Source organism: Sphaerisporangium sp. NPDC049002 (assembly GCF_040649355.1).
GTDB lineage: Bacteria > Actinomycetota > Actinomycetes > Streptosporangiales > Streptosporangiaceae > Sphaerisporangium.
The window spans coordinates 71,119-84,267 of record NZ_JBEZFH010000008.1 but is presented as its reverse complement, the minus strand read 5'-3'; the positions used below and the strand labels follow the sequence as shown (position 1 = coordinate 84,267).

Here is a 13,149-nt window from a genome sequence, read left to right as displayed (position 1 = left end):
CCCCTGCGGGACAACCCCGGGATGAACGTGAGCTGCATCGTGCCCACGACCTCGCCGTCCGCTTCGGCCACGACCAGCTCCTGCCGGGGATCGGCTCGCGACAGCGGGCGCCAGGCTGGCGTTCCTCGGTCCGGGGCTCGGCTACCTGATCGTCTTCCTGCTGGTCCCGCTGGCGCTCGTGCTCAGTTACACGATCTTCCAGCGGGGCCGGTTCGGCGGGGTGGTCTACGAGGCGACCCCGGAGAACTTCAGCCGCCTGTTCGACCCGCTCTACCTCGACATCGTCGTCAGCTCGGTGAGGACCGCCGCGGTGACGACGCTGGTCGCGTTGCTGATCGGCTACCCCACGGCCTACGTCATCGCCCAGTTGCCGCGCAAATGGAAGACGATCGCGCTGATCGCCATCGTCATGCCCTTCTGGACCAACTTCCTGATCCGGGTCTACGCCTGGGTCATCCTGCTCAGCGGGCCCGGCCTGGTGAACGAGACCCTCACCGGCATCGGCCTGATCGACAAGCCGATCCAGTTGCTCTACAACGAGGGCACGATCGTCACCGGCCTCCTCTACTCCTACCTGCCTCTGATGATCCTTCCGCTGTACGCGGCGATCGAGCGGCTGGACCCGCAGCTGCGCGAGGCGTCGGCCAACCTCGGGGCGCGCCCGGCGCGCACGTTCCTGTCGGTGACGCTCCCGCTGACCGTGCCAGGAGTCCTCACCGGATGCGTCTTCGTCTTCGTGCCCTGCCTCGGCAACTTCGTGATCCCCGAGATCCTCGGCGGCGGGCGTTCGATCATGGTCGGCAACCTGATCAGGGACCAGTTCCTCAAGGCGCGAGACTGGCCGTTCGGCTCGACGCTCGCGCTCGCGGTGATCGCCGTGCTGATCATCCTGCTGTTCCTGCAGGCCTGGGCGTCGCGCGTGTACGGCGGGTCGGAGGGCCGTCGTGCCTAGGCGCCGGCTGATCTACGTGCCCTTCTGGGCCACCTACGTCTTCCTCTACACGCCGATCATCGTGCTCGTCGTGATGTCGTTCAACTCCGGCAAGTCGCCGTACGTCTTCGAGAGCGTGAGCCTGAAGTGGTACGGGGAGCTCGCGGGGGACGAGATGATCAGGACCGGCCTGGTCAACACGCTGATCGTCGCCGTCGGGTCCACCGTCCTGTCGACGGTGCTCGGCACGCTGCTGGCCGTGGGGATGGCGCGCCACACCCGGTCACGGCTGCTGGACGCGCTCGGCCTGCTGCCCGCGATCCTGCCCGACATCGTCGTCGGCATCGGCCTGCTGGTCTTCTACGCCGCCGTCAAGATGACGCTCGGCCTTCACTCGATCATCCTGGCCCACACGGTGTTCGGCATGGCGTTCGTGGCCGCCGTCGTGCGGACCAGGCTGACGCACGCGGACACCTCGCTGGAGGAGGCGTCCCGCGACCTCGGCGCGTCGCCGCTGACGACGTTCACCCGGATCACGCTGCCGACCCTGGCGCCCGGCATCGCCGCCGGCGCGCTGCTGGCGTTCACGCTGTCCCTGGACGAGTTCGTGATCGCCTTCTTCACCGCGGCCCCGACCGAGCCGACGCTGCCCATCGTCATCTACTCGATGGTGCGCTTCGGGGTCACCCCTGAGATCAACGCGCTGGCGACGATCCTGCTCGCGGTGAGCTTCACCGTGATCATCGTCGCCCAGCGGATGACCCGACTGACGGAGTCCTTGACATGAGTGCTCTTCCCGAGGCGCCCGCCGCACCCCAGACGCTTGTGGGCATCGAGGGCGTCTCCCGGAGGTTCGGTGACGTCGTCGCCCTCGACGACGTCACCCTGGACATCCGCCAGGGCGAGTTCTTCGCCCTCCTCGGCCCGAGCGGCTGCGGCAAGACCACGCTGCTGCGCATCCTCGCCGGGTTCGAGTCGCCCGACCGCGGCTCGGTCACCCTCGACGGGGCCGACCTGCTGTCGCGCCCGGCGCACCGCCGCCCGGTCAACCTGATGTTCCAGTCCTACGCGCTGTTCCCCCACATGAGCGTGGCCAGGAACGTCGCGTACGGACTGGAGCGCGAGGGCCTGGCGCGGGGCGAGGTGAGGTCACGGGTTCAGGAGGTGCTCGGGACGGTCGGCCTCGGCGACCACGCGAACCGCCGTCCCCACCAGCTCTCGGGCGGGCAGCGGCAGCGGGTCGCGCTGGCCAGGGCCATCGTGAAGCGCCCCCGGCTGCTCCTGCTGGACGAGCCGCTGTCCGCGCTGGACAAGAAGGTCCGCGCCGAGATGCAGCTGGAGCTCAAGCGGCTCCAGCACGAGGTCGGCATCACCTTCGTCGTGGTCACCCACGACCAGGAGGAGGCGATGTCGCTCGCCGACCGGATCGCCGTCCTGGAGTCGGGCCGGGTCCAGCAGATCGACGCGCCCGTACGGCTGTACGAGCGGCCGGGCACGCCGTTCGTGGCGGACTTCATCGGGGCCAACAACTTGTTCGAGGGGACCGCCGCCGGCGGCGGCCTATCGGTGCCCGGTCTCGGGTTGCTTCCCGCCGAGGGAGGGCTCCCCGCCGGCGCCCCGGCCCTGGCCGGCGTACGGCCGGAGTCGATCAGGCTCGTCCAGAACGGGATCCTGCGCGGGGTCGTGGCCGACGTCAGCTTCTACGGGGGCGTGTCCCACATCGCGGTGCGGGTGCCCGGCCACGTCCGGCCCATCCTGGTCGCCGCGCAGGGGCCGACCCGCGTGCGCGCGGGCGCGGAGGTCGGCCTCGGCTGGTCCGCACCGGACGCGGTACTGATCGCCCGGTGACGGTCGTGGGGTCAGTGAGCGGCGGATTCGAGCGCGTGGCCGGTGACGGTCCTGGCGTAGCTGAGGATGTTCTCGGCCGCCTCGTCGGGACCGATCACCGGGTGGCGGGCGGTGATGCGGTAGCCGTAGGCGTCCTCCAGCGCCACCAGGTTCCGCGAGATCACCACCGAGTCGCCGGTGAGGCTGAAGACACCAAGCGCCGAGCCGGTGTCCAGGATCGACTGGTACATCGCGACCTGCCGGTCGTAGAGCGTGGTGAGCAGCACGGCGTACACCCGGTTGCGCGCAGCCGCGCCGCCGAGCTCGTTGAGCAGCCGCACGCCCGGGTCGTCCGGCCCGACGGGCAGGCCCGAGCGGATCGTGACGACCAGCTTCTCCGCGGGGTCGCTCAGCCGTGCGACCCGCTTGACGCGCACCTCGTAGAACCGCTCCATCCCGGCGTGGTGGGCCTCCACCAGCAGCTCACTCAGGTCGGGGTAGTGGTAGAGCACCGCGCCCGACGTCAGCCCGGCCTCCTCGGCCACGTGGGTGAGATGAACGCCCTGGGTGCCGTGACGGAGGATCGCCCGTCGAGCGGCCTCGATGAGGTCCACCCGCCGGTCCGCCCGGCTCTTGCGCGAGCTCATTCCAGCCTCCCCTGTGCCCCGTTGTTGAAGTTGGAGTCTAAAGCGACTCATTGGCTTCAGACCATACAAGCCTGGTATTTGACCTACCGTGCCGACATGTATTTGAATCGTCCTTCAATTTCCATGGAGTGCTGATGGCCACCATCCTGTTCATGCCGGAGAGCGCCTACGGGCCGACGAACAACTGCGTCGGCATCGGGGACATCCTGCGCCGCCGAGGTCATCGCGTGGTGTTCGCGGCCGAGGCGTCGTGGAAGGGCAAGCTGACGGCGCTGGGCTTCGAGGAGGACCTGGTCGACCTGGCCCCGCCGGCCGAGGAGGAGCAGGACGCCGGCCAGTTCTGGAAGGACTTCATCCGCGACACCGCGCCGGAGTACCGCAAGTCCACCCTCGCGCAGCTGGAGACCGTCACCAAGCCGATCTGGGACGCCCTGATCGACGGCGCCAAGTACTGCGAGCCGCAGCTCAAGGCGATCATCGAGCGGGTGAACCCCGACGTGATCGTCGAGGACAACGTGATCACGTTCCCCGCGCTGCTCACGGCGGGCAAGCCCTTCGTCCGCATCGTCTCGTGCAACCCGCTGGAGGTGAAGGGCGACGGCGTCGCGCCGGTGTTCAGCGGCCTTCCCGCAGGCGACTCCTCCGAGTGGGACGCGTTCCGCGCCGAGTACGACCGCACCCACCGCGACATCTGGACGGCCTTCAACGAGTGGGTCGTCGAGCAGGGCGCCCCCGCGCTGCCCGAGCTGGAGTTCATCCACGAGGGCGACCTGAACCTCTACGTGTTCCCCGAGATCGCCGACTACACCGACGCCCGCCCGCTCGGCGAGTCGTGGCACCGCCTGGACTCCTCGGTCCGCGAGACCGACGACTCCTTCGAGCTGCCCGCCTCCCTGGCCGACCGTGACGGCGCGCTGGTCTACTTCTCCCTGGGTTCGCTCGGCTCGGCGGACGTGGAGCTGATGCAGCGGGTGGTCGACGTGCTCGCCACGACGCCGCACCGCTACATCGTCTCCAAGGGCCCGCTCCACGAGGAGATCAAGCTGGCCGACAACATGTGGGGCGCGGAGTTCGTCCCGCAGACGAAGATCATCCCCCTGGTGGACGTGGTCATCACGCACGGCGGCAACAACACCACGACCGAGGCGCTGCACTTCGGCAAGCCGATGATCCTGCTGCCGCTCTTCTGGGACCAGTACGACAACGCGCAGCGCGTCGACGAGCTCGGTTACGGCGTGCGCCTGTCGACGTACACCTTCACCGACGAGGAGCTCGTCGGCGCGCTGGACAGGCTGATCGGCGACACCGGGCTGCGGGCCCGCCTCGCCGGGGCGGGCGAGGAGATCCGGGGTCGCGACGGCCTGCGCAGGGCCGCCGACCTCATCGAGCGGACGGCGAACGGCACCGTCTGAGCACCACCTTCGCCGGTCCCCGCGCAGCCACGCCGGCACGGGGACCGGCCGCACCGAAAGCACCAAGGAAAGAGCACCATGAGCAGGACACCCATCAATCCCGCCACCGGTGAGCGCCTGCCAGGCGTGCCCGACACCCCGCTCAGTGAGGTCGCGGAAGCCGTACGAGAAGCCCGGCGCGCCTACCAGGAGTGGTCGAAGGCGACACCGGCGGAGCGTTCACGCGTGCTGCTGCGCCTGGCCGACCTCGTGGAGAACGACGCGGAGGAGCTGACCCGGCTGGAGGTGAGCGAGACCGGCAAGCCCGCCACGGTGTTCCGTGACGGCGAGCTGCCGTTCGCCGCCGACAACCTTCGGTTCTTCGCGGGCGCCGCGCGTTCGCTGGAGGGGACCGGCGCGGGTGTCCTGAGCTCCGGCTACACCTCGGTGCTGGTGCGCCGCCCGATCGGCGTCGTGGCCTCCATCGCGCCGTGGAACTTCCCGCTGGTCATGGCGATCTGGAAGCTCGGGCCCGCGCTCGCCGCGGGGAACGGGGTCGTCATCAAGCCCGCTCCCCAGACGCCCGGCACGACGCTGCGCCTGGCGGAGCTGGCCGCGAAGGCGGGTCTCCCCGAAGGCCTCGTCCGCGTCGTGACCGGCGACGCCGAGGTGGGGGAGGCCCTGGTCGGGGACCCCGGGATCGACATGATCAGCGTGACGGGCTCGACGGAGACCGGCCGTTCCGTCATGCGGCGCGCGGCAGGGGACGAAGGCGACGCGGGCTCCGGGTTGAAGCGCGTGCATCTTGAGCTGGGCGGGAAGGCTCCGGCGCTGGTGTTCGCCGACGCCGACCTGGCCGAGATGGCCAAGGGCGTCGCCCTCGGCGCCACGTACAACACCGGCCAGGACTGCACGGCCGCGACACGCGTCTACGTCGAGCGCGAGGTGTACGCCGAGACGGTGGAAGCGCTGAGGGACACGCTCCAGGCGATACGGATGGGCGATCCCTGGGACGCGGCCACCGACATCGGGCCGCTCATCTCCGAAGGGCACCGGGCGCGCGTGCACGGCTTCGTCGAACGCGCCGCGGCCGAGGGCGCCCGGATCGTGTGCGGCGGCACCATACCAGAGGGGCCGGGATTCTTCTACCCGCCGACGCTGATCGCGGGCGCGGCGCAGGCCAGTCAGATCGTCCAGGGGGAGATTTTCGGGCCGGTGCTCGTCGTGCTCCCGTTCTCGGGCGAGGACGAGGCGGTCGGGCTCGCCAACGACACCCCGTACGGGCTGGCGTCGTCGGTGTGGTCGCGCGACGTGGCGAGGGCGCTCAGGGTGGCCCATCGGCTGGACGTGGGCGTCACCTGGGTGAACGACCACCTGCCGATCGCGTCCGAGGCCCCGCACGGAGGCGTCAAGGGCAGCGGCTTCGGCAAGGACATGAGCCAGGAAGCGGTACAGGAATATTCAGTGACCAGGCACCTGATGATCAAACATGCCGCCGCCGAGGCCCGTGACGGTTTCCGTCCCGCATAGTTACGGAAGCGAGAAGGGGGATTTATCCATTTAACTGTTTATCTGTTGTCGTATGTCCGTGAATGTTCTGTTGGCCGATCTGGTACGGGTGTGCTCCAATTACCCTCGCCTGATGGATGTCTCGGACGTCTCATGCGCCTCGCGCGTGACGTACCCCCCTGCACGCCAGGCTCGGTGAGAGGTTGCGAAAACCAGTGAGGACAGAAGACCCTCGGGGTAACCCAGGTCCAGGTGACCGTGTGGAGCGGTCCGGGCCGGCCATGGCGCGCACGCCGAAGAGCGGTAGCTGGCTCCGGCTCCAGAACTGGCGCGTCCGATCGCGTCTCGTGGCCCTCATCATCATCCCGACGATCGTGGGCGTCATCCTCGGCGCCGTGCAGCTCACGAACGCCATAGCCACCTCCTCGGACTACCGCCGCCTCACCGAGGTGGCCGCGCTCGTGGAGAAGATCGACGTCCTCATCCACGAGGTGGACAGGGAACGCGACCTCACGGCGTGGTACATCGCCGAGGGGCGGCGCCAGGCGCGGTTCAAGAGGGTACGGGCTCAGCAGGACGTCGTGGACAGGGCCAGAGAGCCGGTCCTGACCGCCGTGTCAGGCCTCGACACCTCCCACACCGCGCGTGTCCGGTCCGAGGCCGAGCAGATCCGCCGCTGGCTCGAAGGTCTCCCCGGTCTCCGTACTCGTATCGCGGACGCGAGCGTGCCCTCCCGAGCCGCGCTCGGCATGTACTCCTCACTCATCACCGTCCTCGGATCCATGCAGAGCGAGCTCGGCACCTCGGGCAACGACCAGCGCCTGTTCGGTGACAGCATCGCCCTCGGCGCCCTCAGCCGCGCCAAGGAAGAGGTCGCCCAGCAGCGAGGCCTCATGACGGTCGGCCTCGTCACCCTCAACGCCACCGGCGGCGGGTTCGACTACGACGACTTCGTCAACTTCCCCGGTTCCTGGAGCCGCCAGCAGAGCGAGACGGCGACGTTCCTCGCCGAGGCGACGCCCGCCGACGTGAAGTTCTACAACGACACCGTCAAGGGACAGCAGGTCGACAAGGCCGACTGGATGCGCGCCCTCGCGCTGGCGCAGCTGCGCCAGTTCAAGGAGATCCAGGACCTCGACCCGATCCGCCGCGACGACACCGCCACCTGGTACACCTCCACCACGGCCGTCGCCGACCGGATGCGCAAGGTCGAGGAGCGGCTGGTCGGTTCGGTCGTCCAGCAGAGCCAGGCGCTGCAGGAGCAGGCACAACGCCAGGCGATGATCTCCGGAAGCCTGATCCTGGTCCTGCTGCTGCTGGTCCTGATCATCACCGCCGTCGTGGCGAGCTCCCTCACCCGCCCGCTGCGCCGGCTGCGCGCCGAGGCACTGGAGATCGCCGGCGTACGGCTGCCGGAGACGGTCCAGCGGCTGCGGGAGAGCACGGAAAGCTCCCCGACCGCCGAGGTGGTCCCCATCGGCGTCACCTCTCGCGACGAGATGGGAGAAGTCGCCCGGGCCTTCGACGAGGTCCACCGCGAGGCGATCCGCCTGGCGGGCGACGAGGCCCGGCTGCGAAGCAACGTCAACTCGATGTTCGTCAACCTCTCCCGCCGCAGCCAGACGCTGGTCGAACGCCAGCTCAGCCTCATCGACGGCCTGGAGCAGGGCGAGCAGGACGAGAACCGGCTGGGCAACCTGTTCAAGCTCGACCACCTGGCCACCCGCATGCGGCGTAACAGTGAGAACCTCCTGGTCCTCGCCGGTCAGGAGACCGCTCGCCGCTGGAGCCAGCCGGTGCCGATCGTCGACATCGTCCGCGCCTCGCTCTCCGAGGTGGAGAACTACGAGCGGGTCGACGTCCGCGTGCAGTCGGGAATGGCCGTGGTCGGCCAGGCCGTGAACGACGTCGTCCACCTGGTCGCCGAGCTGGTGGAGAACGCCATCTCCTTCTCCCCGCGCGAGACCAAGGTCGTCGTGTCGAGCAACCGCATCGACGGCGGCGGCGTGATGATCTCGGTGAGCGACAGCGGCATCGGCATGACGGCCGACGAGCTGGCCGAGTCCAACTGGCGCCTCGCCAACCCGCCGGTCGTGGACGTCTCCGTGTCCCGCCGAATGGGCCTGTTCGTGGTCGGCCGCCTGGCGCTGCGCCACAGCATCCGCGTGCAACTCCGCCAGCAGGACACCGGTGGCCTGACCGCGATGGTGCTGCTGCCCGAGACGCTGCTGTCCGCGCCCGGCGCGCCGCAGTTCCCTGGCATGCCGGGGATGCCCGTGGAGGCCGCAGGGCCGATGGCGGGCGCCGGCCACTTCGGCGCCCCTACGCAGTCGTCGTTCGACACCGGTGCCTTCACCGCTCCCGGCGGCTTCGAGGCCTCATCCTCGCGCGGGATGCGCGCCCCGGTCTTCGGAGCGGACGCCCCTGGCGTCGGCGCCACCGCCGGACCGCTGAACCGGGGCCCCTTCGAACGCGGACCGTTCGAGCGTGACCCGTTCGAGCGCCCGGCCCCCGGTCGGCGCGACCCGTTCGAGGGCTCCGGTGAGCGGCGCGACCCGTTCGAGCCGGAGGCCGCGGACGAGCAGGACCCGTTCGACCGCTACTTCAACCCGAACCCGCCCATCGACACCCCGTGGCCCGCCGACACCCCCGCCCCCGGCAGCGGTGACAGCGCTCCCTCATGGTCGTCCGACCTGGCCAACCAGGACACCGCCTCGTGGCCGGCCGTCCCCTCGGCCGGCGGCGGGCACACCGGCCCCATCACCGGCGGCGGCCCTTCCGGGCCGATCACCGGCGGCGGATACGCGGGGCCCCCGTCGGGCGGCGGCTACTCCGGACCGCTGACCGGCGGTTCCTCCACCGGTCCCCTCGACAGGTCGGGCCGCTCGTTCGGCGCGGTCCCCGACATGGACCACACCGGCCCCCTTCCCGCCGTCCACAGCTCACCCCTGGACGGGGGAGAGGAGTTCCTGCCGATCTTCGCGGCAGTGGAGTCCGACTGGTTCAGGCGTTCCGACCTGGAACCTGATCCCCGCCAGCCCGAAGCCCGGCGGCAGGAGGAGACGGCGCACTCCGCGGCGCAGGCGCCTGAGCAGGCCGAGGAAGCCGTCGTCGTCGACCCCGCGGAGTCCAGGGCCTGGTCGTCTCCGGGCGACGCGGGCTGGCAGGCGGCCCAGGCGGCGGCCGATCCCTCCCTCGGAGGCATCACCTCGTCCGGGCTGCCGAAGCGGGTCCCCACGGCCAATCTCGGGCCCGGGTCGGCCGACCCGGGTCCGTCGGTCTTCTCTCCACAGCCGTCGCTCTCCCCCGAACGGGTGCGCAGCCGGCTGTCGAGCTACCAGCAGGGCGTAAGGAAAGGCCGGGCCGTCGCCCGCGGTGAGCTCAACGACGACCTTTCCCCCAATAGAAACGTTGAACGCAACAAGGAGGACTCGTGAGGGAGCTGAGCCAGGCCGCCCGTGGAGTCAACTGGCTGATCACCGACTTTGTGAACAACGTCCCAGGCGTGGCGCACACTGTCGTTGTCTCGGCCGACGGGCTGCCACTGGCCTTCTCAGAGGGCTTCCCCAAGGACCGGGCCGACCAGCTCGCGGCGGTGGCCGCGGGGCTGATCAGCCTGACGCAGGGCGCTTCCCGGGTTTTCGAGGGTGGAGCGGTCACCCAGACCGTGGTGGAGATGCAGCGGGGCCTGTTGCTGATCATGTCGGTCAGCGATGGTTCGTGTCTGGCCGTGCTGGCCGCAGCCGACTGTGACATGGGCTTGGTCGCATACCAGATGACGTTGTTGGTTGAGCGTGCCGGTCAGGTGCTGACCCCGGCTGTGCGTGCCGAACTCCAGGCGTCTCAACCCAGGTGAGAGGCCGATGACAGGAGGACGCTGTGGCACGCCGCGGCTGGACAGATGACGGAGATCCGCTGAGCGGTGGATCCTCGTACCCGCCGATCGAGGACGCCCGCCGGTTTTCCGGCGCGGCGGCGCCTCTTCCCGCGCCGGAACCGATGGAACAGAGTTCCCTGGTCCGGCCCTACGCGATGACCGGGGGGCGTACCGCTCCCCGGACCTCGCTTGCCATGGAGGCGCTCGTGTCCTCCGCCACATCGCTACACCAGGATCTTTCAACTCTCACTCCGGAGAAGCAGGCGATCAGCACGCTGTGCCGCCAGGTGCGGTCGGTCGCCGAGATCGCCGCGATGCTGCGCATGCCCCTCGGCGTGGCCCGTGTCGTGATCGCCGACATGGCGGGCGAGGGCCTCGTCCAGGTGCACCACCCGCAGCTGGACACGGGTAAGCCGGACCTCAACTTGCTCGAAAGGGTTCTCAGTGGACTTCGCAGGCTCTAGCCGCGGCGCGGCGCTGACGTCGACGAAGATCGTCGTCGCGGGAGGGTTCGGCGTCGGCAAGACGACCTTCGTGGGCGCCGTGTCCGAGATCGTCCCCCTCACCACCGAGGCGGTCATGACCGACGCCAGCGCCGGCATCGACGATCTGGGTCTGACACCGCACAAGACCACCACCACCGTGGCCATGGACTTCGGCCGCGTGTCGCTCGACCAGGACCTGATCCTGTACCTGTTCGGCACCCCGGGACAGCACCGGTTCTGGTTCATGTGGGACGACCTGGTCCGCGGCGCCATCGGCGCCGTGGTGCTCGTCGACACCCGCCGGCTGGCCGACTGCTTCCCGGCGATCGACTACTTCGAGGAGGCCCAGCTCCCGTTCGTCGTCGGCATCAACGGCTGGGACGGGCGCTACGCCCACGCCGACGAGGAGGTGCGCGAGGCGCTGACGCTCGCCCCGCACATCCCGCTCGTACGGACCGACGCCCGCTCGCGCGACTCGGTGAAGAGCACTCTGATCGCGCTGGTGGAGCACGCCCTGACGATGCGGGTGGCGGTTCCCGGCTGGGGAGGCCGCTGAGCCTCCGGCCTGGAACCGCCACCGGCGGTGACCGGCCAGGTCAGATGGGGGTAGCCTCGATGAGGCTGGCGTTGAACGGCAGCGGGATCACGTCGGTCACCCTCATGCCGGCCTTCTCGATCAGCATCGTGTGCTCCGACCTGCTGCGCTCGCGCCCCTGACCGAACAGGCCCAGCATGCGCATGTCCAGGTCCTTGCCGAAGTGCGGGGTGTCGTCGTCGGGCACGACGATCTCCACGAGCAGCAGCCTGCTGTCGTCGCCCATGGCGGCCCTCACGACCTTGAGGATGCGCAGCGCGTCCGCGTCGTCCCAGTTGTGGATGACGCTGCCCATCAGGTAGGCGTCGGCGCCCTCGGGGACGGACGAGAAGAAGTCACCGGTCACGAAGTCGCACCGGTCGGACAGGTTCCAGGAGGCGAAGGCCTCACGCGCGTCCGGCAGGACGTGCGGAAGCTCGAACAGCACGCCGCGAAGGCCGGGGTTCGCCCGCAGCGCCGCCGCCAGGATGTGCCCGCGCCCGCCTCCGACGTCCATCAGCGTGCCGACGCCCGAGAAGTCGTAGAGCGACGCCACGCCCTCGGCCATGGGGACCGCCCGGCCGGTCATGAAGTCGTTGAAGACCCGTCCCAGCTCCGGGTCGGTGGCCAGGTAGTCGTACAGGATGCCGTAGCGCTCCACGAACGCCGACCGGCCGGTGCGCACGGTCTCGGTCAGCTCGGTCATCGCGTACGACATGGTCGGATCGGTGTTGGCGATCACGGCGCTGCGCAGCGACCGGGGCGAGTCGGCGGCGAGCATGGCCCCCGACTCGGTCAGCGCGTAGGTGTCCTGGCCCACGGTCTCCACCACGCCGATGGCGGCCAGGGTCCGCAGCACGCGGCCAAGGGAGGGGCCGTGAGCCCCGCAACGGGCGGCCAGCTCGGAGACCGAGAGCGGCCCCTCGCTCAGGTGCGCGGCGCAGTCGAGGTCGACCATGGTCTTCAGTGCCGCGACACGCCAGCCGCCGCGAAGGACGTCCCAGATCAGGGTTCCGGGGTCGGTCATTTCCACTCCAGTCAGTTCCAGTCGGTGAGAAAGTCGGTGAGAAATTCGGTGAGAAATCATCCCCGGGGAGCTCCCCGGGGATGGGCAGGCCTGGTCCTAGGCCTGGAACAAGGGAGCCCGTTTTTTGTCGCGGACCAGACGGCCCACCTCGGCACGCAGGTGCACGAAGGCCGGAAGCTCCCTGGTGGCGATCTGGTCGCGGGGGAACGGCAGGTTCACGGGCAGCTCACCCGCGACCCTGGCCGGTGAGCGCGTGAGGACCACGACACGGTCTCCGAGGTACACGCTCTCGTCGATGTCGTGGGTGATGAGCAGGACCGTCATGCGGTGGTGCTCGCGGACCTTGAGGACCAGGTCCTCCAGGTCCTCACGCGTCTGGGCGTCCACCGAGCCGAAAGGCTCGTCCATGAGCAGCAGGGACGGCCGGTAGGCGAGGGCGCGGGCGATCGCCACGCGCTGCTGCATCCCGCCGGACAGCTCCCACGGGAACTTCGAGGAGGCGCCGCCCAGGCCGACCTCTTCGAGTGCCTCCGCGGCGGCGGCGCGGCGCGCCGCCCGGTCCTTGCCGCGGCGGCGCAGCGGCAGGGCCACGTTGTCGCCGACCGACATCCAGGGGAAGAGCGACCGGCTGTAGTCCTGGAAGACGACGGCCAGATCGCCGGGCGTCTCCGCGACCGTGACGTCCCTGATCCGGATGTGTCCCTCGGTGGGCTGGATCAGCCCCGCGATGGAACGCAGCAGCGTGGACTTCCCGCAGCCGGAGGGGCCGACGACGCACACCAGTTCGCCCTCGGCGACCTTGAGGTCGATTCCTCCGAGGGCATGGTGGGCGTTCGGGCCCTCGCCGTAGGTGTGACTCAGGTTGACGACATCGAGCACGG

The 13,149-nt window shown here is 69.7% G+C and carries 12 protein-coding genes and 1 pseudogene; 9 read left to right on the top strand and 4 right to left on the bottom strand.

The features are described 5' to 3' along the window. A pseudogene (locus AB0B89_RS03655) lies at positions 1-95 on the bottom strand (GNAT family N-acetyltransferase); the annotation flags it as partial. An 83-nt stretch (positions 96-178) separates the two neighbouring features. Here AB0B89_RS03655 and AB0B89_RS03650 point away from each other — a divergent pair. From AB0B89_RS03650 to AB0B89_RS03640, 3 genes are read left to right on the top strand one after another with little or no spacing between them, the layout of a single operon-like run. Next, positions 179-952 (top strand): ABC transporter permease, encoded by a 774-nt coding sequence (locus AB0B89_RS03650; protein ID WP_358547545.1) that lies wholly within the window; start codon positions 179-181, stop codon positions 950-952. Further along, on the top strand, positions 945-1,718 hold the full coding sequence (locus AB0B89_RS03645) for an ABC transporter permease (RefSeq protein WP_358547542.1): 774 nt from the start codon (positions 945-947) through the stop codon (positions 1,716-1,718). The genes AB0B89_RS03650 and AB0B89_RS03645 overlap by 8 nt, the downstream gene beginning before the upstream one ends. Beyond that, positions 1,715-2,779: an ABC transporter ATP-binding protein gene (locus tag AB0B89_RS03640; RefSeq protein ID WP_358547540.1), complete on the top strand. Its 1,065-nt coding sequence runs from the start codon at positions 1,715-1,717 to the stop codon at positions 2,777-2,779. The genes AB0B89_RS03645 and AB0B89_RS03640 overlap by 4 nt, the downstream gene beginning before the upstream one ends. Positions 2,780-2,790: 11 nt before the next feature. Here AB0B89_RS03640 and AB0B89_RS03635 read toward each other — a convergent pair whose 3' ends face one another. Continuing rightward, the gene (locus AB0B89_RS03635) at positions 2,791-3,405 is read right to left on the bottom strand and encodes a TetR family transcriptional regulator (protein WP_358547538.1); all 615 of its coding nucleotides are present in this window, start codon (positions 3,403-3,405) and stop codon (positions 2,791-2,793) included. Positions 3,406-3,539: 134 nt separating this feature from the next. Here AB0B89_RS03635 and AB0B89_RS03630 point away from each other — a divergent pair, with 134 nt between their 5' ends. From AB0B89_RS03630 to AB0B89_RS03605, 6 genes are all read left to right on the top strand, one after another. Further along, positions 3,540-4,817, top strand: coding sequence for a glycosyltransferase (locus tag AB0B89_RS03630; RefSeq protein ID WP_358547536.1), 1,278 nt, complete (start codon positions 3,540-3,542; stop codon positions 4,815-4,817). A 78-nt stretch (positions 4,818-4,895) separates the two neighbouring features. Beyond that, positions 4,896-6,326, top strand: coding sequence for an aminobutyraldehyde dehydrogenase (locus tag AB0B89_RS03625; protein WP_358547534.1), 1,431 nt, complete (start codon positions 4,896-4,898; stop codon positions 6,324-6,326). 239 nt (positions 6,327-6,565) lie between these two features. Next, a complete protein-coding gene (locus AB0B89_RS03620; RefSeq protein ID WP_358547532.1) occupies positions 6,566-9,742 on the top strand; it encodes a nitrate- and nitrite sensing domain-containing protein in 3,177 nt (1,058 codons plus the stop codon). Between the two features lie 5 nt (positions 9,743-9,747). Next, on the top strand, positions 9,748-10,161 hold the full coding sequence (locus tag AB0B89_RS03615) for a roadblock/LC7 domain-containing protein (RefSeq protein WP_214413570.1): 414 nt from the start codon (positions 9,748-9,750) through the stop codon (positions 10,159-10,161). A 143-nt stretch (positions 10,162-10,304) separates the two neighbouring features. Continuing rightward, a complete protein-coding gene (locus AB0B89_RS03610; protein WP_358547529.1) occupies positions 10,305-10,646 on the top strand; it encodes a DUF742 domain-containing protein in 342 nt (113 codons plus the stop codon). After that, positions 10,627-11,223: an ATP/GTP-binding protein gene (locus AB0B89_RS03605; RefSeq protein WP_344949369.1), complete on the top strand. Its 597-nt coding sequence runs from the start codon at positions 10,627-10,629 to the stop codon at positions 11,221-11,223. Before AB0B89_RS03610 ends, AB0B89_RS03605 begins: the two co-directional genes overlap by 20 nt. Positions 11,224-11,263: 40 nt before the next feature. On the opposite strand, the gene AB0B89_RS03600 is transcribed toward AB0B89_RS03605, so the two are convergent. Both AB0B89_RS03600 and AB0B89_RS03595 read right to left on the bottom strand, forming a co-directional pair. Beyond that, complete coding sequence (locus AB0B89_RS03600) at positions 11,264-12,268, bottom strand: methyltransferase (RefSeq protein WP_358547526.1); 1,005 nt, start codon at positions 12,266-12,268, stop codon at positions 11,264-11,266. A gap of 96 nt (positions 12,269-12,364) precedes the next feature. Continuing rightward, entirely contained in the window at positions 12,365-13,147 is a 783-nt protein-coding gene (locus AB0B89_RS03595) for an ABC transporter ATP-binding protein (protein WP_358547524.1), read from the bottom strand. Positions 13,148-13,149: the final 2 nt, after the last annotated feature.